The 20,128-nt window shown below is 63.3% G+C and carries 20 protein-coding genes and 1 pseudogene; 16 read left to right on the forward strand and 5 right to left on the reverse strand.

What is annotated here, in order from left to right; genetic code table 11:
• Positions 1-10 precede the first annotated feature (10 nt).
• Together ACYVH8_RS11410 and ACYVH8_RS11415 are read right to left on the reverse strand one after the other, a co-directional pair.
• Complete coding sequence (locus ACYVH8_RS11410; RefSeq protein ID WP_460489177.1) at positions 11-754, reverse strand: LytR/AlgR family response regulator transcription factor; 744 nt, start codon at positions 752-754, stop codon at positions 11-13.
• A 37-nt stretch (positions 755-791) separates the two neighbouring features.
• Complete coding sequence (locus tag ACYVH8_RS11415; RefSeq protein ID WP_460488977.1) at positions 792-1,829, reverse strand: sensor histidine kinase; 1,038 nt, start codon at positions 1,827-1,829, stop codon at positions 792-794.
• Between the two features lie 111 nt (positions 1,830-1,940).
• Between ACYVH8_RS11415 and argH the strand changes: the two genes are divergently transcribed.
• Positions 1,941-3,374, forward strand: a complete 1,434-nt coding sequence (gene argH, locus ACYVH8_RS11420) for an argininosuccinate lyase (RefSeq protein WP_460488978.1) — start codon at positions 1,941-1,943, stop codon at positions 3,372-3,374.
• Positions 3,375-3,393: 19 nt separating this feature from the next.
• Here the strand turns inward: argH and ACYVH8_RS11425 are convergent, their stop codons facing one another.
• Both ACYVH8_RS11425 and ACYVH8_RS11430 read right to left on the reverse strand, forming a co-directional pair.
• The gene (locus ACYVH8_RS11425; RefSeq protein WP_460488979.1) at positions 3,394-3,942 is read right to left on the reverse strand and encodes a DUF3455 domain-containing protein; all 549 of its coding nucleotides are present in this window, start codon (positions 3,940-3,942) and stop codon (positions 3,394-3,396) included.
• Positions 3,943-3,983: 41 nt separating this feature from the next.
• On the reverse strand, positions 3,984-4,574 hold the full coding sequence (locus ACYVH8_RS11430) for a ferritin-like domain-containing protein (protein ID WP_460488980.1): 591 nt from the start codon (positions 4,572-4,574) through the stop codon (positions 3,984-3,986).
• Between the two features lie 253 nt (positions 4,575-4,827).
• Here ACYVH8_RS11430 and ACYVH8_RS11435 point away from each other — a divergent pair, with 253 nt between their 5' ends.
• The 10 genes from ACYVH8_RS11435 to ACYVH8_RS11480 all read left to right on the forward strand — a co-directional run bounded on the left by ACYVH8_RS11435 (position 4,828) and on the right by ACYVH8_RS11480 (position 12,800).
• Positions 4,828-5,403, forward strand: coding sequence for a sigma-70 family RNA polymerase sigma factor (locus ACYVH8_RS11435; protein ID WP_460488981.1), 576 nt, complete (start codon positions 4,828-4,830; stop codon positions 5,401-5,403).
• A gap of 9 nt (positions 5,404-5,412) precedes the next feature.
• Entirely contained in the window at positions 5,413-6,186 is a 774-nt protein-coding gene (locus tag ACYVH8_RS11440; protein WP_460488982.1) for an anti-sigma factor, read from the forward strand.
• A gap of 259 nt (positions 6,187-6,445) precedes the next feature.
• A complete protein-coding gene (locus tag ACYVH8_RS11445) occupies positions 6,446-7,378 on the forward strand; it encodes a DUF3034 family protein (RefSeq protein WP_460488983.1) in 933 nt (310 codons plus the stop codon).
• A gap of 38 nt (positions 7,379-7,416) precedes the next feature.
• The gene (locus ACYVH8_RS11450; RefSeq protein ID WP_460488984.1) at positions 7,417-7,851 is read left to right on the forward strand and encodes a group I truncated hemoglobin; all 435 of its coding nucleotides are present in this window, start codon (positions 7,417-7,419) and stop codon (positions 7,849-7,851) included.
• 1 nt (position 7,852) lies between these two features.
• Positions 7,853-8,509, forward strand: a complete 657-nt coding sequence (locus ACYVH8_RS11455) for a cupredoxin domain-containing protein (protein ID WP_460488985.1) — start codon at positions 7,853-7,855, stop codon at positions 8,507-8,509.
• Between the two features lie 171 nt (positions 8,510-8,680).
• Positions 8,681-9,175, forward strand: coding sequence for a hemerythrin domain-containing protein (locus ACYVH8_RS11460; RefSeq protein ID WP_460488986.1), 495 nt, complete (start codon positions 8,681-8,683; stop codon positions 9,173-9,175).
• A gap of 533 nt (positions 9,176-9,708) precedes the next feature.
• Positions 9,709-10,008 (forward strand): hypothetical protein, encoded by a 300-nt coding sequence (locus ACYVH8_RS11465; RefSeq protein WP_460488987.1) that lies wholly within the window; start codon positions 9,709-9,711, stop codon positions 10,006-10,008.
• Positions 10,005-10,295: a type II toxin-antitoxin system RelE/ParE family toxin gene (locus ACYVH8_RS11470; RefSeq protein ID WP_460488988.1), complete on the forward strand. Its 291-nt coding sequence runs from the start codon at positions 10,005-10,007 to the stop codon at positions 10,293-10,295. Before ACYVH8_RS11465 ends, ACYVH8_RS11470 begins: the two co-directional genes overlap by 4 nt.
• A 66-nt stretch (positions 10,296-10,361) precedes the next feature.
• Positions 10,362-11,471 carry a 6-phosphofructokinase gene (locus ACYVH8_RS11475; RefSeq protein WP_460488989.1) on the forward strand — a complete coding sequence of 370 codons (1,110 nt, stop codon included), beginning with the start codon at positions 10,362-10,364 and terminating at the stop codon, positions 11,469-11,471.
• Between the two features lie 171 nt (positions 11,472-11,642).
• Positions 11,643-12,800, forward strand: coding sequence for an alpha-hydroxy acid oxidase (locus ACYVH8_RS11480; protein ID WP_460488990.1), 1,158 nt, complete (start codon positions 11,643-11,645; stop codon positions 12,798-12,800).
• On the opposite strand, the gene ACYVH8_RS11485 is transcribed toward ACYVH8_RS11480, so the two are convergent.
• Positions 12,785-13,378 (reverse strand): putative pterin-binding protein, encoded by a 594-nt coding sequence (locus ACYVH8_RS11485; RefSeq protein WP_460488991.1) that lies wholly within the window; start codon positions 13,376-13,378, stop codon positions 12,785-12,787. The two genes, ACYVH8_RS11480 and ACYVH8_RS11485, sit on opposite strands and share 16 nt — an antisense overlap.
• A 42-nt stretch (positions 13,379-13,420) precedes the next feature.
• Here ACYVH8_RS11485 and ACYVH8_RS11490 point away from each other — a divergent pair.
• The 5 genes and pseudogenes from ACYVH8_RS11490 to ACYVH8_RS11510 all read left to right on the forward strand — a co-directional run.
• Positions 13,421-13,879: pseudogene (locus ACYVH8_RS11490) on the forward strand (Y-family DNA polymerase); the annotation flags it as partial.
• 145 nt (positions 13,880-14,024) lie between these two features.
• Positions 14,025-15,335 (forward strand): site-specific integrase, encoded by a 1,311-nt coding sequence (locus tag ACYVH8_RS11495; protein ID WP_174252917.1) that lies wholly within the window; start codon positions 14,025-14,027, stop codon positions 15,333-15,335.
• Complete coding sequence (locus ACYVH8_RS11500; protein ID WP_174252916.1) at positions 15,332-16,876, forward strand: site-specific integrase; 1,545 nt, start codon at positions 15,332-15,334, stop codon at positions 16,874-16,876. Before ACYVH8_RS11495 ends, ACYVH8_RS11500 begins: the two co-directional genes overlap by 4 nt.
• The gene (locus ACYVH8_RS11505) at positions 16,873-19,365 is read left to right on the forward strand and encodes a hypothetical protein (protein ID WP_174252915.1); all 2,493 of its coding nucleotides are present in this window, start codon (positions 16,873-16,875) and stop codon (positions 19,363-19,365) included. Before ACYVH8_RS11500 ends, ACYVH8_RS11505 begins: the two co-directional genes overlap by 4 nt.
• Entirely contained in the window at positions 19,358-19,819 is a 462-nt protein-coding gene (locus ACYVH8_RS11510) for a hypothetical protein (RefSeq protein ID WP_174252914.1), read from the forward strand. The genes ACYVH8_RS11505 and ACYVH8_RS11510 overlap by 8 nt, the downstream gene beginning before the upstream one ends.
• Positions 19,820-20,128: the final 309 nt, after the last annotated feature.

Here is a 20,128-nt window from a genome sequence, read left to right on the forward strand (position 1 = left end):
AGCGTGGGTCTCAGTTGGAAGCGATGGCTTCGCGCACGGCAGCAAGCTGGCGGCGCGAGACGGCAAGCAGTTCGTCGGTGCCGCTCAGGCGCACGGCCCAGCCCTCACCCTCTTCCGGATCGTAGTGTTTTTCCAGAGCCCGCACGGCCCGGCGGGCCACCAGGGCGTTGCGGTGCACACGCATGAAGCGGGCATTGTATTTTTCTTCCAGCTCGCTCAAGGCCCCGTCCAGGATGTAGGTCTTGCCCGCCGTGCGCACCGTGATGTATTTGAGCTCGGCCTTGAAGTACAGCACCTCGGCCAGGGGCACGCGCTCGGTGCGTCCGCGCTCCTGGATCAGCAGCACTTCTTCGGGTGTGGTCGCAGCGGCATCGGGTCGGCCACGCAACAGCCGTTCCACCTTCTGCAGGGCCTGCTGCAGGCGTTCCAGACGCACGGGTTTGGTCAGGTAGTCCACGGCCTCCAGCTCGAAGGCCTGCACCGCGTGTTCGGCGTGCGCGGTCACGAAGATCACGGCCGGCGGCTGTGGCAGGCCGCGCAGGGTCTGGGCCAGGGTCAGGCCGTCGGCCCCGGGCATGTGGATGTCCAGCAGGGCCAGGTCATAGGGCTGGCGGCGCAGCAGCTCGATGGCCTGGGTGGCGTTGGCGGCCTCGCCCTCGACGCTGATCAGCGGCGTCTTGCAGTCGCCCAGCAGGGTGCGCAGGCGGCTGCGGGCCAGCGACTCGTCGTCGACGATGAGGGTGCGCAGACCCATGCTCATGGGCCTCCTCCGGTGCTGTGTACTGCGGTTTTCATGCCGGCACCTCCATGCGCACCTGGTAGATGCCGTCCTTGTGCACGGTGTGGAAGCTGCACTGCACGTCGTGCAGCAGGCGCAGGCGGTCGCGCACATTGCCCAGGGCCACGCCGTGGCCGTGCGGGCCCGGGCCGGCCGGCACGGTGTTGGTGATCTTGATCACCACGGTGGAGCCGCGCCGCTGGGTGGAGATGCGCACCTGCGCCCCGCTGGGGCTGGGCTCCACACCATGGCGCACGGCGTTTTCCAGCAGGGGCTGCAGCAGCAGGGGGGGCAGGCGGGCCTCCTCGGCCCAGGGGTCGAGCGCCCACTCGAGCTGCAGGCGCTCGCCGAAGCGCACCTGCTCGATGTCCAGGTAACGCCGCGCCAGTGCGATTTCGTCGGCCAGCGTGACCGATTCGCCCTGGTCCACCAGGGCATGACGGAACAGGTCGCTCAGGTCTTCGAGCAGGGCCTCGGCCTTGGCCGGTTCGGCGCGCACCAGGGCGATGGCGCTGTTGAGCGTGTTGAAAAGGAAATGCGGCCGGATGCGTGACTGCAGTTCGGACAGGCGCGCCGCCGTGTCGGCCGGGGTGCGGCCGCGCGCGCGCAGGGCCAGCACGGCCACCAGCACGCCGGCCAGCAGGGCGCCGCTGCTGGCGCTGGCCACCCAGGGGGCGGGGCTGAGCAGGCCGGCCAGCGTGAGCATGCTGCAGCCATAGAGGCCGGCCAGTGCGCCCAGCAGCACACCGGTGGCGTACTGGGCCGGGCGCGGCAGGCGCCCCAGCGGGCGCTTGAACAGGCAGGCCAGGACCAGCCAGAACACCGTGGCGGGCAGGGCACTGCCGGTCAGCAGGGCCAGGCGCACGATCCAGTCCAGCGCCGTGCCGGTGCCATACATGGCGCCCACGGCCACCACGGCCTCCACGAAAAGCACGGCACGCAGGGCCACACCCACCTGGCAGGCGTCGTACAGGAGCACGGTCGGCGCGGCGCTGGCCGTGCTTTCCGGGGCCAGTTCCTGGAAGGCCGATAAAATCTGGGTGTCTTTCATGGATGATGGGAATCGGCCCTGGGGCCGCCCCCATTATTGGTGAAATGACCGTGGTCGCACAATGGCCATCACGCCAGCCTTGCCCACCTTGCTCTTATACGCCCGCCAGCCATGTCCCAAAACCAACTCGACAAGAAATCCCAAGCCTGGTCGGCGCTGTTCTCCGAGCCCATGAGCGATCTGGTCAAACGCTACACGGCCAGCGTCTTTTTCGACAAGCGCCTGTGGCAGGCCGACATCACGGGCAGCCTGGCCCATGCCGAGATGCTGGCGGCGCAGGGCATCATCGCTGCGGCCGACCTGGCCGCCATCCGCGACGGCATGGCCCGGATCATCGCCGAGATCGAGAGCGGCAAGTTCGAGTGGAAGCTCGACCTGGAAGACGTGCACCTCAACATCGAGGCGCGCCTGACCCAGCTGGTGGGCGACGCCGGCAAGCGCCTGCACACCGGCCGCAGCCGCAACGACCAGGTCGCCACCGACGTGCGCCTGTGGCTGCGCACCGAGATCGACCTCATCGGCAATCTGCTGGTGGACCTGCAGAAAGCCCTGGTGACCGTGGCCGAGCAGAACGTGGAGGTGATCCTGCCCGGCTTCACCCACCTGCAGGTGGCCCAGCCCGTGAGTTTCGGCCACCACATGCTGGCCTATGTGGAGATGTTCGCGCGCGACGCCGAGCGCATGGCCGACGTGCGCAAGCGGGTCAACCGCCTGCCCCTGGGCAGCGCGGCACTGGCGGGCACCAGCTACCCGCTGGACCGCGAGCGCGTGGCGACAACCCTGGGCATGGACGGGGTCTGCCAGAACAGCCTGGACGCCGTGAGCGACCGGGACTTCGCCATCGAGTTCGCGGCGGCCGCCTCCCTGGTCATGGTGCACATCAGCCGCCTGAGCGAGGAGCTGATCCTCTGGATGAGCCAGAACTTCGGTTTCATCAGAATAGCGGACCGCTTCACCACCGGCTCTTCCATCATGCCGCAGAAGAAAAACCCCGACGTGCCCGAACTCGCACGCGGCAAGACCGGTCGCGTGGTGGGCCACCTCATGGGTCTGATCACCCTCATGAAGGGCCAGCCCCTGGCCTACAACAAGGACAACCAGGAAGACAAGGAGCCGCTGTTCGACACGGTGGACACCCTGAAGGACACGCTGCGCATCTTCACCGAGATGGTGGGCGGTCAGTTGAATCCTGAAACGGGCAAGCTCGAAGGCGGCATCACGGTCAACGCGCAAGCGATGGAGCAGGCCGCGCTCAAGGGCTATGCCACCGCCACCGACCTGGCCGACTACCTGGTCAAGAAGGGCCTGCCGTTCCGCGATGCGCACGAGACCGTGGCGCACGCGGTCAAGGCCGCCATCAGCCACGCCTGCGACTTGTCCGAGCTGCCGCTGACCGTTCTGCAGCAGTTCAACAGGAGCATCGAGAAAGACGTGTACGACGTACTCTCGCTGCGCGGCTCGCTCAATGCGCGCCACACCCTGGGCGGCACCGCGCCGGTCCAGGTGCGGGCGCAGATCGAGCGCCACCGGGCGCGGCTCGCCTGAGCCACGCCCTCACTGGCGCTCAGTTCGCGCGCCAGAAGATGTAGTCGGCCTGGTACTTCACCACCGACTTCTGACCGGCGTTGCCCGCGCCGCAGGCCATGGCCGGCGCCACACCACCCCGGGTGGCCAGGCGCTGGACATGGCTCACACCCTGCATGGCGCCCATGCCCATGGCCGGGTTGGCCTTGACCAGCTGCAGCGGAATGTTGCCTTCACCGCCGGGCGCGACGGCGAGCTGGGCGCCGGTGATGCGCGAGCCATCGTTGCTTTCCCAGGTGGCGGGCGGGCCGTAGTAACGGCCCACGGCCTTGCCGCTGCGGTCCATCAGGCGGGCATCGGGGCCGATGAAAACCCATTCGAAGGCGCCAGCCATGTCCTTTTTGGCGCGGCAATCGTAGGTGATCTCGCCACTGCCCACGGTCTCCAGCACGACGCTGTGGCCGGCAGGGACACGCACGGCATCGGGGACACCGGTCTGTGCCGAGCCGGACATGGACATGCCGCCCGACATGGCGCAGGCCGACAGCAGGGAGGCGGCCGCCAGGGCCGTGAGAGTGCGGGTGGTCATGGTCATCTTTCCTTGCATCCGGGGTGAAGAGGAGATGAAACTCAGGCGCCGAAGCTCAGGGCGCCGGCCGGCAGGGCGCGGCCCAGGGCCTGCGTCAGCACGGTGTAGTGCATGGTCTCGTCGGCGGCCAGGCGCGCGGCCACTTTGCCCAGATCCTTGCTGCCGAAGGCGGGGATGACACCCAGGTAGGCGTTGATCGCGCCCAGCTCCAGCCGCGCGGCCAGGCCCAGCACATCGGCCTGGTTTTTCAAGGTGTGGGCCTTGAGTGCCCGGGCGTAGTCGTCCAGTTTCAGCTCCATCACCGGTTTGCCGCCGAGCTTGAGGATGGTGGCGATCAAGGCGTCGCGGTGCGCCATGTGATGTCCCTGGAATTGCACGGCCACGTCCAGCACCGGCTTTTGCAGCAGGCCGCTGGTGGCGCCCAGCTGGTAGGCGTTGATGGCTTCATGTTCCAGGCCGAGGGCCACATTGAGGATCTGAAGATCACCGGTGGTATCGCCCCCCATGCCCTGGGCCAGCGCTTCCCGGCCTGCGAGCATGGCCACGGCCACGGCGGACAGGGTGCCGGTGCGGCTCATGAAGGAGCGGCGCGCAGCGCTGGGCAGGGGGGTGAGGTCAATCTTGGAAGTCATGATGGTTTCCTTGCTGGGTTCAAGAATGGAGGGGCCGGTCAGACCGGCATCGGCACAAGCTGAGCCGACACTTCGAATACGCGCTGCCGTCGCGTCCGGATTCAAAAGCCCCCTGTCTTTGCCGGGGCATGGGCCCGGTCTGAATCCGCCGGCCGCTCCGCCCCGTACTCCCTGCATGCTTCTTGTATGTCCTGCCTCACCCAGGTTGACGCGCCGATCTGCGGGCTGCGTCCCGATCAAGCACAATCGCGTCATGATGCTTGATGACCAGGATTTGGAATTGACGGCCTTGCTCGACCAGGTCGCTCGTCAGGATGCGGCAGCGCTGAAGTCGCTTTACGCTCGCACCTCCCCCCTGCTGTTCGGCCTGGCCATGCGGGTGCTGCGCCACAAGGAGTGGGCTGAAGATGTGGTGCAGGAGAGCTATCTCTACATCTGGCGCTCGGCCGGTGATTACCGCGCCAGCCTGAGCCCCCCGATGGCGTGGATGGGCCTGATCGTGCGCAGCCGTGCCCTGGACCTCTTGCGGCGGCGCACGGCCGAGCGGGCCGGCAGCACCGAGGAGCTCGACGAAACCCTGGCCGAGACCCTGGAGGGGGATGCGCCCAATCCCATGGACCAGGTCCACGCCAGCCAGCAGGCGCGCGCCTTGCACCGTTGCCTGCAGCAGCTGGAGAACGGCCAGCGCCAAGTGCTCGGCCTGGCCTATCTGCGCGATCTCAGCCACCATGAGCTGGCCGAACAGCTGCGCCTGCCGCTGGGCACGGTCAAGACCTGGATCCGTCGCGGTCTGAACCAATTGCGCGGCTGCATGGCCGCCACCCACTGAGATGCGACCATGAGATTGCATGATCATCCCGAACTGCTGGACCGCCTGGCGGCCAGCTACGCCCTGGGCACGCTGCGTGGCGGCGCCCGCCGCCGCTTCGAGACCCTGGCGCGGCAGCAGCCCGCCGTCCAGCTGGCCTGCCAGCATTGGCAGGGCCGCCTGGCCGGTCTGACCGAGTTGCAGCCGGCGATCGAACCGCCGCCCTATGTCTGGATCCGCATCCAGAACCTGTTGCAGGTCCGGGCGCAGGCATCGCCCGGCACGACACCTTCGGCCAGCCCCGGCTGGTGGCAAAGCCTGCTGGTCTGGCGCGGCATTGCCGCAGCGGGCGTGGCCGCCACCGTGACGGCCGTGGCGGTGGGCCTGCAGGTCAACGAGGGCCTGCGCGCGCAGTCTGGTGCGCAAATCGCCGAACTGCGCCAGCAGCTGCAGGCGGCCCCGCAGATCCAGTATGTGGCGGTCCTGGCCGACGACCGGTCGGCGGCCTCCATGCTGGTGACCTTCGATCCCAGGAACAACACCCTGGTCCTGCAGCGTGTGGGCGGCTTCCAGGAAGGCCGTGACAAATCCCTGCAGCTCTGGGCCCTGCCGCCGGCCGGTGCGCCGCGCTCGCTGGGGGTGCTGGGGCAGGGGCCGCTGGTCAAGCTCACCGCGGGTGAGTCGGATGTGCGCGAAGTGCCCACGCTGGCGATCAGCCTGGAGCCGCTGGGCGGCGTGCCCGGCGCGGGCGGGCCCACCGGCCCCGTGCTGTTCAAGGGCAGCCTGATCCAGCGCATGCTGTAGGAATGTGCTGAACAAGTCCCTCCGTTCGGCCTGAGCCTGTCGAAGGCATCTGCAAGCTGTTGATTTGCAAGGGATGCGTTTCGACAAGCGCAACGCGAACGGACTTGTCTGGCGTTGCACCCAGGGACCAGGTCCGGCACGTTTTCGTGCCAGGTCTGGTGACTGAAAATATTTTTGCTTTTTTTGAATCCAATCGCTGCCGGGCTGCGTATCCGGTAGGCAGGCCAGCTGGTCTGTACCTCTACTAGGAGCCACCCTGATGAATAAACTCTTCCGGTACGCCACGCTCTCCTGCCTGGCTTGCACCACCATCCTGGCCCAGGCCGACACCGGCAAACTCCTGCTCACGGGCGGTGTCAGCTCCATCACCGGCTCGGCCGGTGGTGGCTTGACGCCCTGGGCCGTCATCGGCACCAACGCCACAGAAGGCGAGATCGGTGTCAGCAGCTACCTCACGCGCGCCAGCACCCAGGACTACAGCCTCAACAGCTACGGCGTGGCCATCGGCCTGAAAGACCGTGTCGAACTGTCCCTGGCCCGGCAGGATTTTGATGCCTCGCCCACCATCGCCCTCAACGGCGTGGCCGCCTTCGGCGTGACGCCGGGCCAGCACATCCAGATGGATGTGCTCGGCCTGAAGGTCAAGGTCGCAGGCGACGCCATCCTCGACAGCGACAGCTGGATGCCGCAGATCGCGGTGGGCCTGGAACACAAGCAGGTCCGCCCCGGTTCCTTGCAGTCCGTCTTCGATTTCCTGGGCGTGCAAAACAGCGGGACCGATGTGTATGTCAATGCCACCAAGCTGGTGCTGGCCCAAAGCCTGCTGCTCAACGCCACCCTGCGCTCCACCAATGCCAACCAGAACGGCCTGCTCGGCTTTGGCGGCAAATCCCCCGGCAGCAGCAGCCGCAGCCTGCAAACGGAAATCTCGGCCGCCTACCTGCTGAAAAAGAATCTGGCGATCGGGGCCGAGTACCGCAAGAAACCCAACAACCTCGAAGCCCTGGGGGCGGCCTCGGGCCTGGGCGATGGCCTGGCCGAGGACGACTGGAAGGATCTCTTCGTGGCCTGGGCGCCGAGCAAGCACTTGTCGCTGACCCTGGCGTACGTGGACCTGGGTCGCATCGTGCCCGGCATCACGCAAGGCCGTCGCCAGACCGGCTACTACCTGTCCGGTCAGGTCGCCTTCTGAACCACGGTGCGCACTGACTCAACCCACGGAGATCCTTCATGAAAAAATTCCTCTACACCTGCTGCCTGTTCCTGGGCGGCCTGCTGGGTGCGCAAGCCCAGACCCTGCCCGCATCCGATACGCTGTACCAGGCGCTGGGCCAGAAAGCCGGCATCACCGCCCTCATGGACGAGTTTGTCGGGCGCGTCCTGCAGGATGTGCGCATCAAGCATCACTTCAAGGACACCAATGCCCAGACCCTCAAGGCCAGCCTGAGCGACCAGTTCTGCCAGCTCAGCGGCGGCCCCTGCAAATACGAGGGTGCGGACATGAAGTCCGCGCATGCCGACATGGGCATCCGCAAGCATGAGTTCCACGCCCTGGTGGAAGACCTGCAGGCGGCCATGGACGCCAGGGGCATCCCCTACGCGCAGCAGAACCGCCTGCTGGCCCTGCTGGCGCCCATGCACCGCGACGTCATCACGGAGCACTGAGATGCGCAGATTCCTCTGCATTGCCACCACACAGCTGGCCTGCTGGGCCGCGCAGGCTGCCGGCCTGCACGTCCAGGTGCAGGACCGGGACGGCAAGCCCCTGCCCGATGCCGTGGTGGTGCTCTACCCGGTCGGGCAGGCAGCGCCCGCGTCGCCGGCGCCACCCGGCCCCGTGCTGATCGAGCAGGAGCGCATGCGTTTCGTGCCGGCCCTGACCGTGGTGGTGCCGGGCACACGCCTGCGTTTTGCCAACCTCGACCGCTGGGACCACCATGTGCGCGGCACGCTGGCCACCGGGCTGGCCGCGCTGGACCCGAATGCACCCCCGGGTTTCGAGTTCCGCCTGGCGGGCCGCCCGGCCGGGCAGCCGCCGGCCGCCATGGAGCTGGTGCTGGACAAACCCGGTGTCGTGCTGCTGGGCTGCCATCTGCACGGCTCCATGCGCGGGCATGTTTTCGTGAGCGACTCCGCCTGGACGCTCAAGACCGACGAGAGCGGCCACGCCCGCTTCGACGGCCTGCCGGCCGGCAAGGTCGAGCTGCGCGTCTGGCATCCGGAGCTGCTGGTCGAGCCGCCGCGCCAGGCCCTGCAGCTGGGGGCCACGACCTTGCAACAGACCGTGCAGCTCGGTGTGGTGCCCCGCCGGCGCCGACTCTGAAATCCGGGGCTGGGCTATGATCCGGAACCAAATCCGGCAAGCTCGCCCCCCGTCCCATGCCCTCACCCGGCCGGAGGCCTGCGGCCCCGGCCATGCAGCGCGTCGGCACGCGTTCAGCGCCAGGCCCGGGGCCCTTGCCGACATGCCGATCCGGCCCGAGAAGGAATGACCATGTCCGCCACCCACACCCTGAGCTGGAGCGACGAGCTGTTGCTCGGCGATGCCCGCACCGACCACACCCACCGGGAGTTCGTGGACCTGGTCAACGCCACCACGGCCGCCGCGACTGAGCAGAAGCTGCCGGTCTACCAGCAACTGCTCGCGCACACCGTCGAGCACTTCGCGCAGGAAGAGCGCTGGATGCTCGCCTGCGGCATCCAGCCCGACTTCTGCCACTTCGGTCAGCACACCAGCGTGCTGGAAGTGATGAAGGAAGTCGAACGCCGCGCGCTGAATGGCGAGATGGCCTACATCGACAGCATGATCGAGGCCCTGGTCGAATGGTTTCCCGGGCACGCCAACAGCATGGACGCCGGCCTGGTGAGCTACCTGCAGGAAAAGGGCTACGACACCGCGACCGAGACCTTCAGGGACGGCGCCCCCGTCGCGACCGAGGCTGCTGCTGTGCCGTCCTGCGGCCACGAACCCGGTGAGGCCTGCGCCTGAGATTCGGAGGCCGTCTTGAAACTTTTTGCATCAGCACTACTGAGCCTGTGCGCTATCTTGGCGGGCGCCAGCGTTAGCGCTTCCACGGGCACAGGATCGAGCACGCCGTTAATGGTTGCCCAGGCAGGGGGCTCCAACAGCGCCAAAGCAGCGCCGGTCGGAGCAAGCAAAGAGCGGGCCGAAGTCATAAGCACCTGGCGCTGGGTGTCCGCTGTGGTTTTGCATTTGGGGCCTGCTCCAGCGCGCGCGTGAACTCCTCGGCGGCGGTGGCGCGCACCGCGTGCACGCCCATGCCCTGGGCCAGTTGGCGAAGTTCAGCACCGGCCCTGGAGGGCCGGGGCCCGGCCTTACGGCCTTACATTTGACATCTACAGTGTCAGTTCCTCGGGCCCTGGTGCCCGAGGAGCGGGGCATAACAGATCCGATGCACATGAACTTGCTAGCGCGTGCGCAGACCATGTCGCTTGAAAACGCAGGGACAAGCCTTTTGTGTGGTGTTACCATGGTGTCACCATCTTTTCCGAGGCCTCCCCATGTCTACCCTGTCCGTCAAATTGCCCACCGCCACCCGTGAGCGCCTGAGCCGGGTTGCGGAAGCGGAGCACACGACCGCGCATGCTTTCATGGTGTCCGCCATCGAGTCCGCCTTGGCGCGGACGGAAGGTGTGGCGGCCATGGAGCAGGCAGCGCTGGCCTCGCGTGCCCGACTGGCGCACTCGGGCCGGGTGCTGGACGGCCAGACCTTTTCGGACTACCTGCTCAAGAAAGCGCAAGGGCAAACGGCCAGGCGCCCCGCCGCACGCGTGCTACCGGCACGCAAGGCGCGCCCATGACGCAATGGCTGCTGTCCGAAGCGGCCGCGGATGATCTGGAGAGGCTGGTGGACTTCCTGCTGCAAGTCGCTCCTGAACATGCAGAGGAGACGGTGCGCCTCATCACCCAGGCGCTGGACATCCTGCAAGAGCATCCCTGTATCGGCCGCACCGTGAATCACGGGTTCCGCGAACTGGTGATTTCCCGCGGCAGCACGGGCTATGTGGCGCTGTACGACTATGTCGAGACCCTGGACGTGGCCATCGTGCATGCGATACGCCATCAGCGCGAGGTGGGGTACAACTGAACGGTCGAGGCGGGAAGCGGCATATCCTGCCTGTCTTGCCCATGAAGAAGTACGAGGAGAGCCCGCATGAATCCACCCATCCGACGCATCGCCATCAGCACCGGCGGCGGCGACGCCCCGGGCCTGAACGCCGTCATCAGTTCGGTGGTGTGGGCCGCTGCCAACCGCGGCTGGGAATGCGTGGGCATCCGCGACGGCTTCAACGGCATCCTGGCGCCGCAGCACTATCCCCAGGGCGGCACGGAAGTGCTGACCCGCGACCGTGTGCGCGGCATCGCCCACCTGGGCGGCACCATCCTGGGCACCACCAACAAGGGCGACCCTTTCCATTTTCCCGTGCGCCAGGCCAATGGCAGCACGGTGGAGCAGGACCGTTCCGGCGAGGTCCTGGATTACTTTCGGTGCGAGGGCGTCGATGCGCTGGTCATCGCGGGCGGTGACGGCACGCTGACCATCGGCAACGAACTGCACCGCCGCGGCCTGCGCGTGGTGGGCGTGCCCAAGACCATCGACAACGATCTGGACAAGACCCACACCACTTTCGGTTTCGATACCGCCGTCTCCTTCGCCACCGAGTGTCTGGACCGCCTGCACAGCACGGCCGAGAGCCACCAGCGGGTGATGGTGGTGGAGGTGATGGGCCGCTATGCGGGCTGGATCGCCCTGCACGCGGGCATATCGGGCGGGGCGCATGCCATCCTGATGCCCGAGATGCCCTACGACATCGACAAGGTGGCGGCCGCGATCCGCGAGCGGGATGCCCACGGCCGCCTGTACTCGCTGGTGGTGGTGGCCGAAGGCGCGCAGCCAAGGCAGGGCCAGCGTGCCCTGCTGGCGGCGGCCGAGGCCAGCCATGCCGAACGCCTGGGCGGCATCGGCGAGCAGGTGGCCAGGGAACTGGCCGAGCGCACCGGCAAGGACGCGCGCGTGGTGGTGCTGGGGCACCTGCTGCGCGGGGGCAGCCCCACCACCTTCGACCGGCTGGCGGCCAAGCGTTTCGGCACCGCTGCCGTGCGTGCGCTGGACGAGGGCCACTCGGGCGTGATGGCGGCCCTGTCCCATCCGAACGTCATCTACGTGCCCCTGGCCGAGGTGGCCGGGCGCATGAAGGCGGTGCCGGCCGACAGCGACACCCTGCAGACGGGCCGAGACCTCGGCATCTGTTTTGGCGAATAAGGATTACCCCCAGGCTGCGCTCCCTTCGTTCGCTACGCCACCCCCCTTGCAGGGGGCAACGCCAGTGGCCCGGCGAAGCCGGTTCCACGGCGTTCCTCGGTTTTGGGCTTGGGTAAGCGGAGGTCCGAATCCCCGGATAATCTCCAGCACATCTGATCTGGAGACACAAGAATGCCCGTCATCACCAATATCGAAGACCTGCGGGTCCTGGCCCAGAAGCGCGTGCCGCGCATGTTCTACGACTACGCCGACAGCGGCTCGTGGACCGAGAGCACCTACCGCGCCAACAGCAGCGACTTCCAGAAGATCAAGCTGCGCCAGCGCGTGGCCGTGAACATGGAAGGGCGCAGCACACGCAGCACCATGATCGGCCAGGACGTGGCCATGCCCGTGGCCATCGCGCCCGTGGGCCTGACGGGCATGCAGCATGCCGATGGCGAGATTCTGGCGGCGCGCGCGGCCAAGAAGTTCGGCATCCCCTTCACGCTCTCGACCATGAGCATCTGCTCGATCGAGGATGTGAGCAAGGGCACCGACGGCCACCCCTTCTGGTTCCAGCTCTACATGATGAAGGACCGCGCCTTCATGGAGCGCCTGATCGAGCGGGCCAAGGCCGCGCGCTGCTCGGCCCTGGTGCTCACGCTGGACTTGCAGATCCTGGGCCAGCGCCACAAGGACCTGAAAAACGGTCTGTCGGCGCCGCCGAAGCTCACCCTTCCCAATATCCTGAACATCGCGACCAAGCCGCGCTGGGCCCTGGGCATGCTGGGCACGCCGCGGCGCGAGTTCGGCAACATCGTCGGCCACGTCAAGGGCGTGGAGAACATGAGCTCGCTCTCGGCCTGGACCGCCCAGCAGTTCGACCCGGCGCTCAACTGGGGCGACGTGGAGTGGATCAAGAAGCGCTGGGGCGGCAAGATCATCCTCAAGGGCATCCAGGATGTGGAGGATGCGAAGCTGGCGCTGAACACCGGTGCCGACGCCATCGTGGTCTCCAACCACGGGGGCCGCCAGCTCGACGGCGCTCAGAGCAGCATCGAGGCCCTGCCCGCCATCGTCGATGCCGTGGGCCAGCGCATCGAGGTGCACATGGACGGCGGCATCCGCTCGGGCCAGGACGTGCTCAAGGCCCGTGCCCTGGGTGCGCGTGCGGTCTATATCGGCCGCGCCATGGCCTACGGCCTGGGCGCCATGGGCGAGGCCGGTGTGAGCAGGGCGCTGGAGATCCTGCACAAGGAACTGGACATCACCATGGCCTTCTGCGGCCGCACCGACGTCAACACGGTGGACCGCAGCATCCTGCTGCCCGGGACCTATCCGACGGCCTGAGTGGCCTGCACCTCGATGTGGTACAGCCCCCAGGGGCACTGGGCGTAACGCTCGGCCAGGGGGTGGGCCATCACGTCGGCGTGGCGGTCCGCATCAAACACCGCCCACAGCGGGCCCAGCCCGCCCAGCGGCATCGGCTGGCCATCCAGGTGGGTGGCGACGATGAAGCGGTAGCGCCGCGCCTGCGCCAGCGTGAGGTTCACGGTGTAGCCGTCGATGGCGCGCAGCATCAGCTTGAGCGTGTTGTCCAGGCGCGCGCCGGTGGCCTCGATGACATGGCCCAGCAGGGGGCCGCGCAGGGTGTGGGGCTTGGCATCGTATTCCAGCGTCGGCCGGATCGTGATGCTGGGCAGTGCGCGCAGGGCCTCGAAGTCAAACACGTGGGCCTTGTCGAAAGCCAGCTGCTGCTTGACCATCATCTGGTCCAGGGCCTTGTCCAGCGGCCCGCGGTTGCCGCGGCCGATGGCGCCCGTCACGGTCAGCAGGGTGGGGCCGCGCTGGCCTGCGGAGATGGCCTGCGCCGTCGGAGACAAGGCGCTGGCGCCCAGGGCAGCGCTTAGGAAGTGACGTTTTTTCATGGGGTCTCCGGAGCGGGTGGTGAACGCCCGTATTCTGCATCGATGGCGCGCTATGCTAGCCCGGTGTCCGCACCCGCCAGCCCAGCCACCGCATCGATCCGTCGCATCGCGCACCTCGACATGGACGCGTTCTACGCCTCGGTCGAGTTGCTGCGTTACCCGCAGCTGCAGGGCCTGCCCGTGGTCATCGGCGGCGCGCGGCGCCGGCCCGATGATGCGCTGCTGCAAAAGCATGCCGGTCTGCCCTTGTCGGAGATACCGGTGGCCGATTTCCCGCGGCTCAAGGACTACACCGGTCGTGGTGTCATCACCACCGCCACCTATGCCGCGCGCCAGTTCGGCGTGGGCTCGGCCATGGGGCTGATGAAGGCCGCCAAGCTCTGTCCCCAGGCTCTCCTGCTGCCCGTGGATTTCGACGAATACCGCAGATACTCGCGTCGCTTCAAGGACGTCATCACCGAGATCGCGCCGCTCATGGAGGACCGCGGCGTGGACGAGGTCCAATGAGTCATCAAATCCCACATTTGTATTTAATCATCAGATACCTCGAAAAACGGTAGAGTGATGACCTTGCATGTGGTGCAGGTTTGTATCCTATCGACAATGCATTGTGCTGATGAGTGACTATCTATTTTGAGTATTTCAAATGAGACTCGTTGAAGCAAACGGACGCTCGCTTGTACTGACCCACGCTGGAGAACTCCATGGTCCATTCACTCTATTCATCAACTTAAAGTACGACAACCCCAACACCCGGACGGCTGTCACCGGGGGTCTAAGGCTGCTGCAAGCTTTTGTACAAGCTTTCAGAGTGACTCTGCCCCACCGAGCACTTGAAGGGCACTGTCTTCACTCGCAGGAGGTGGGGTGGCTGGCGAACTTGGCGTATCGACCGATGGAGGAGATCGAGTCAATGACTCCGCAAATGCTCTCTCGTTTGGCCAAGACCGAAGTTGTTGCTCACAGAGACCGACCCGGGGCGGTGACGCGCGCTACTGCCAGTGCACGACTGGTGCAGATCGCGACCTTCCTCGACTGGTACTTTGTGGCTGTCCTAGATCCACGCATCCGATCTGCCCAAACACGCCGCGAGTTGAAGGACAGGTACGCAGCCTCCATCAATGACTTGAAAAGCAAAATCAAGGGATCCGGAAGCAAGCACCCGACGCAGGTGAGATCCCTTCCGACGATGCGTTTTAAGCAACTGATGACTGCTGCCTATTCAAACCCAGAAGCAATCTTCGGTCGTGGTAAGGGCGCCAGTTCCACCATGAAGCGAAATCGGGCAGTGTTCTTGCTCGCCTGTGAAGGTCTGCGACCGGGAGCGATTGGGAACCTTCAGTTGGAGGACTTCAAGGGCCGCTACCTTGAGATTAAGGACAACATTGCCAGGAGAGACGAGGCACCTACCTCAGGAACGCCTGTGCAAAAAGGAGCCCGGTCCAACTCTGTCAATTACAACTCTCAGTACACCATAACGCTGTGGCCTTGGACATCGGAGGCAATATCGGACTACATCCGTTCAGAGCGAGCCGAATTGCTGGCACGCCGGCTAAAAAACCAATCCAAGGGCTTCCTATTTCTTGAGGTGCTGGGGGCCGGTCCGATCCGAAACAGGAAAACCATCAGCCTCGTCTTCAATGAGGCGGAGGTAAGGATGCAAGAACAGGGCATGCTGACAAGGGAGTCCGGAGATGCATATGTGAAAGCCGAAGAATATGAGCTAGTGGCCTACACATTGCGGCACTCAGCCGCCACACTCTATGTCGCAGAAAAAGGCGGCAGTGACCAAACCAAGAGTGAAATGAAAGATCGCTTCGGCTGGACCAACAACAGCGCTATGCCGGATTTGTATGCGCGCCGGGCAGCCTTCGACGCGGCAGCCATTGACATCGCTGATTGGTGGGAAAGCATGAGAGCCGAACGTCTCAAATTGCAGCGAAAGGCGGATACGTGAACACGGCTGCAGCAAATAGCACTGGGGACCAATTCCGCACTGAGGATGAGTTGCTGTGGACTATGACCCGCGTGGTGAGTGATGGCAGGGACCAGAGTTCAGAAGAATTCAGCTTCGATCTCACCATGCTTGCCAAGGGATATTCTCGGCCCTTCCTTATTGCAGTGAAGACAGCATTGATCAACAGCCGTAACCGTGTATCGATTAAAACGATATTTAACGAGTACTCCCGCATAAGGACCATTCTGCTCAAGTGCCAGGATGCCGGGATAACGACTGCCGTTGTTGAGCAAATCGACCTCGCGTACCTTGCTGCGCTTGAGAGCCTCAAGCAGGAACAATCCCAATCAAATCTGCAGGGCTTCAAGCGCTTCTTTCAGGCGAACCGAGGCAATGAGTCGATCTTCGAATCAGCCTTGCGGCCAGAAGACTTTCCTCTCTTGGTCTCGGCGAGGGGTGAGCGAGGCGAGGCGATCAAGCGGATTTTGTCGCAAGCATTGAGTCGTGCTGCGGTAGCCCAGACCCTTACTGCAGTTGAAAATGCATATGAGGCCGGGGAAGTCGAAATTGGGATTTACGCGTTTGCGATGCTCGCTTTCCAAGTCTTCTTCCGGCCGGAGACTTACCGCAAGCTGAGGCTCATGGATCTAACCCGAGATGAAAACAAGGTGACCGGCCAGTTGACCTGGTTCCTCGACATGCTGCCCGTCAAAACTCGGGTAGACAGCCCGTACCGTCTCGCCATCAAAATCACCGCCGATCTCGGCGAGATTCTTCAACTTCAGAGAGAGCACGTCGTTCAGCGATACGGCCACTTGGTTGACGAAGCCGACCTCAGCAAACTAGCACTCTTTCCAGCAAGACGACTGAAAGCCGACGGAACATGGCACCATGACCACGCGAATGCGAATCATGGAATGTCTGGGAGCTCCGGGTCCTTCAGAGTAAGCTACTTAAACCCCATCGCTACGCTTGGTCGCCGCAGCCTAAGTTTCAACGCACTGCGGCACACTGTAGGAACCCAGCTCGCGCTCTCTGGGCTCTCTGCATCAAGTATCGCTGTAGTTTTAAGACACGCTACAGATGCCGCATGCCAGCGATACGTCGATCTCTTTTTTCAAGGGGTTCTCGACCGAATTAGCGACGCAATTCAACCGGCATTCGATCAGCACTTTCCTGTCTACAAAGACGTAATGGCGCGGGCGATCAGCAGGCACGACCAGATCGCGAAGGACAATCCCATTGTCAGTGAAGACCTTGCCACAGGACGCCGTGAGGTGACTGCGGCGTGCGGTAGGCAAAGCTTGTGCGGGTACGCGCCACTTGCCTGCTACGACTGCAACAAGTTCCGGCCGTGCTGGGATGCCGACCACACGATCAACCTGGATCTGGTAAATCGGGAGATCGCCGATTTCGAGGGGCAGGGGCTCGCCCTGCAACACGAGGTTCAAAAGTACAAGCAACTTAGAAATGCGATCCGCGTGGTGATCAGTATTTGCCAGTTGAAGAATCCGGCTGCCGGGCTAGGAGAAAGTTCTTGAATGCAAGGCAAGACGTTTTCGTCGAACTGGACATCGCGCAGCGCGGCTCGGCGCAGAAAGCCTGGCTTGAGGACTGCAGGACACGCATGAATGCGCGCTGGCCAGAAATCGACTTCGACTCGGACCACTGGCCTCTTTGGACCCGCTACAAAACAAAGCTCCTGGACGTTAGCTTCGCCCCAGCCCTCGCCGACTTTGAAGGCAAGGATCCTGCCTATGCACTGGCGCTCAAATGCATCATGGCTGAGATCGCCCTGAAGGGTGAAATCAAGGACCCATACGGCCAGTTACCTGGATGGCGGCTCCTGTCCCAAATCGACGCGCCGCTGTACCAACTCAGGCGGGTGCATCTGACCGAGCTTGAAGACGTCGTGGTTGAACGAGCCAAAGCATCACCAGGCACTGCAGGCGGGCTGTACGGGAACCTTTTGGCCCTTCGTGCTCAAATCGATCTGGTTGGTGCTGCTGGCGTCACAGACCGGTTGGCATGGAACATTGCGCCGCAGACCAAATCGCAGCTTTGGGCACTCAGCAAGAGCACAAGTAGGAACTTCAGGGCCAAGAAAGTGGCAATCCTGGAGCGGCAAATTGAAGCCCTGTCAGATGCGCAGACGGCTATGTTTCGAGGCGATGACCGGCTGTCTGCTTATGACCGTGTAGCCTTGGCGGTGATGGGACTCAATATGTGCTGTCCCAACCGGGTGAACGAGCCGCTCTGCATGGCAGCGGACGATCGCTTCACTTTGGAGGATTACATGATGCGCACATCTGAACCTGATGTTGGCAGTGATGGTCAATCCTTGGAGCGGGTGCATCAGATGCTGCTGGTCAAAGGATCCAAAGGGGCGGCGTGGGGCGGGAAACCGATCCTCAATTTCATGATCGCCTTCGCCGACTTGTGTATCGACGTCATTAGGCAGCACGGCGAACGTTCCCGAATGCTGGTGAACTGGTACTCGGAGCGCCCTGACGTTCTGTACCTGCCCGCTGAGCTTGAGCATCTGCGAGGAACCGATATCAATAAGAAAGCGCTTTGGAAGATCACGAACTTGGAAAGCCAAGAACCGACTGCAAAAAAAGAATCTAATGTGAAACCGATTTGGGAAGAGCTGCGCCGAAAGGGCTTCATAAAGAAGACAACTAACTCCGGGACTCACAGGTACGCTGGCGCAAAGTACACAAGAGAATCAATCCTGGCAGTTGGATGGTCCGACCTAGAGCCTGTCTTGTTGGCAAGGGTGAAGCAGGCGATGGAGGACCTTCGGAGAGTGACGCGTGGCAATCACTACCAGGGGCGTTTGTCTAACATGCTGATGCTGTTTGACAGCGCGCAAACGCCCTACCTACCTGGTTCTATTAAATACAACTCGCTAGTCCTTCGCTTGCGGCAGACCGAAAATGACAGAAAGCCATCTTCAGGTAAACAATACCGGAGTGACTGGAAGAAAGAGCCAACACTGTTTGAAAAGCTGGATATCAAGATGGTGGTGGACGGGGTCGTAGAGACGGCATACATAAACACCCATGATCCGCGGCGGTGGTTAACTTCACAGGCGCTTGATTCAGGCTTACCGGATGTGCTTGCGAACAAGTGGGCCAACCGCCTCAGCATCAATCAGCTCAAAGCCTACGACTTGAGAGGCGCTGAGCACAAGGCCGATCAGGCCGCCATGCCGGACGTCAAGGAGTTGTGGGACATGACTCAGGGCCTGCAAAGGCTCGGGGCAATTGAAAATGAGTACGGGCTAAAAACACAGATTGTGGCGCTTGGTGAAGCGAACATCGCTGTCACGAGCATGAACGACATCATGCAGGCAACCGAAGACCGGCCCGTTGCACGTACAGCGAATCAGATCATCGTCCTTTACCCGCAGCGCTACGGGGTCTGCCTTCATCAGCACCACGAACGACCGTGCCGGTCTTACAAATGCGCGCCGTGTAATGAAGGTTTGGTAGTGAAGGGCCATCTGCCGACCAATGAAAGAGTCAAGAAGGATGCCGATCTTGTGTTCCGCAGTATTGTGAACCAGTTGGAGGCACTGCTGATTGCTCGTCATCGGCAATTGGCTGACAATCCTGAGACACTAGACGGACACATCTTGACTCTCGTGCGCGAAGGCTTAAACCCTGAGCAGATGGCCAAGGAGCTGATCGCGAGATTCCATGAAATCAATGATCAGATCAAGGACCGATCTTTCGCCAACAAGCTAGGTGAAGCGTTCGCACTTACTGGTTTCGCTGAACAGCTGAATAAGGAGAGCAATCGTTCGGGTGCCCTGATTAAGTACCACAACCCCTCGTACCACGGTGCCCCCGGACACGAGCGAGCGTTAGAGGCGAGGCTCGGTGGCAGGGCCGGGGTGAAGGAAAGTATTCAAGCTTTCGAGCTGAAGTATCCGCAGTTTGTGCAAACGGAGTTAGGTAAGCAGGACCAGCGTGACCTGTTGGAAGTGGACGGAGACGATGACCACGAGGCCGGCAATGAATAGTACGAATGCGCCCAAGGGCGTCCGGAAGGGTGGGCGCAAGGAAACTCTGACGCTTGAAGTCGCCAAGAAAATTGTGGAGATGGTGCGGCTGCTGCCCGACGCCGAAGTACCTGTTACATGGAAGAACATCGAGGCGCACGTCAAGAAGAAGTTCCGAATTGCGCCCAAGCGCAATGCCCTATCGACCAAGGCATGGGGCGGACGGAGGCTGATCCGGGAGGCGTACGAGGAGGCGTGCGAGGTAGAAAGGCGCATGCAGCGCCAGTCTTCGTCAAAATACGCAGACAGTTCTCGCGCAGTTTTAAGAGCGCGCATCATGGAGCTAGAGGCCAAAATCCTCAGTCTTCAAACTGAATTGAATGCGACTCGTGAGCGTCAATACGATGAATTGAGTGTGCTTTGGACACGCAATACGCCGCTGAGTAGGCTACTTGATGACACAATAGAAAAATAATAGGCGTAGCCGACGCTCGATCTCCTCGGCGCGCGGAAGTTGCATTGCGCTCGATTGGCTACGCCATTTTTCGCAGAAATACCTCGGCATTTTCTTGCGGTACAGTGTAAACATGTCGAAATGACATGGCACTGTGGATAAAACCCCCAAGTTCTGACCACAAGCTTTGCTGACTAATCTAGTTTGAACTGAAGTAGGGCTAGGCAGACGCCCCCGTCGCAGTATTCGGCCATTTCTTTCCCCTTGTATATAAGGGGTCTCATTCAGCCTCCGAAAAGGTGCCGGCGAGTCGCGCGAACTCCATAGACT

Source organism: Curvibacter fontanus, from assembly GCF_054780335.1.

What these genes read in the sequence shown, in the direction of transcription:
- ACYVH8_RS11435 (WP_460488981.1), top strand. Translation starts at nt 4,828, where the DNA reads ATGATGCTTGATGACCAGGATTTGGAATTGACGGCCTTGCTCGACCAG.
- ACYVH8_RS11455 (WP_460488985.1), top strand. Translation starts at nt 7,853, where the DNA reads ATGCGCAGATTCCTCTGCATTGCCACCACACAGCTGGCCTGCTGGGCC.
- ACYVH8_RS11485 (WP_460488991.1), bottom strand. Translation starts at nt 13,378, where the DNA reads ATGAAAAAACGTCACTTCCTAAGCGCTGCCCTGGGCGCCAGCGCCTTG.
- ACYVH8_RS11470 (WP_460488988.1), top strand. Translation starts at nt 10,005, where the DNA reads ATGACGCAATGGCTGCTGTCCGAAGCGGCCGCGGATGATCTGGAGAGG.
- ACYVH8_RS11495 (WP_174252917.1), top strand. Translation starts at nt 14,025, where the DNA reads ATGAGACTCGTTGAAGCAAACGGACGCTCGCTTGTACTGACCCACGCT.
- argH (WP_460488978.1), top strand. Translation starts at nt 1,941, where the DNA reads ATGTCCCAAAACCAACTCGACAAGAAATCCCAAGCCTGGTCGGCGCTG.
- ACYVH8_RS11510 (WP_174252914.1), top strand. Translation starts at nt 19,358, where the DNA reads ATGAATAGTACGAATGCGCCCAAGGGCGTCCGGAAGGGTGGGCGCAAG.
- ACYVH8_RS11460 (WP_460488986.1), top strand. Translation starts at nt 8,681, where the DNA reads ATGTCCGCCACCCACACCCTGAGCTGGAGCGACGAGCTGTTGCTCGGC.
- ACYVH8_RS11430 (WP_460488980.1), bottom strand. Translation starts at nt 4,574, where the DNA reads ATGACTTCCAAGATTGACCTCACCCCCCTGCCCAGCGCTGCGCGCCGC.
- ACYVH8_RS11480 (WP_460488990.1), top strand. Translation starts at nt 11,643, where the DNA reads ATGCCCGTCATCACCAATATCGAAGACCTGCGGGTCCTGGCCCAGAAG.
- ACYVH8_RS11450 (WP_460488984.1), top strand. Translation starts at nt 7,417, where the DNA reads ATGAAAAAATTCCTCTACACCTGCTGCCTGTTCCTGGGCGGCCTGCTG.
- ACYVH8_RS11445 (WP_460488983.1), top strand. Translation starts at nt 6,446, where the DNA reads ATGAATAAACTCTTCCGGTACGCCACGCTCTCCTGCCTGGCTTGCACC.
- ACYVH8_RS11425 (WP_460488979.1), bottom strand. Translation starts at nt 3,942, where the DNA reads ATGACCACCCGCACTCTCACGGCCCTGGCGGCCGCCTCCCTGCTGTCG.
- ACYVH8_RS11465 (WP_460488987.1), top strand. Translation starts at nt 9,709, where the DNA reads ATGTCTACCCTGTCCGTCAAATTGCCCACCGCCACCCGTGAGCGCCTG.
- ACYVH8_RS11410 (WP_460489177.1), bottom strand. Translation starts at nt 754, where the DNA reads ATGGGTCTGCGCACCCTCATCGTCGACGACGAGTCGCTGGCCCGCAGC.
- ACYVH8_RS11440 (WP_460488982.1), top strand. Translation starts at nt 5,413, where the DNA reads ATGAGATTGCATGATCATCCCGAACTGCTGGACCGCCTGGCGGCCAGC.
- ACYVH8_RS11475 (WP_460488989.1), top strand. Translation starts at nt 10,362, where the DNA reads ATGAATCCACCCATCCGACGCATCGCCATCAGCACCGGCGGCGGCGAC.
- ACYVH8_RS11415 (WP_460488977.1), bottom strand. Translation starts at nt 1,829, where the DNA reads ATGAAAGACACCCAGATTTTATCGGCCTTCCAGGAACTGGCCCCGGAA.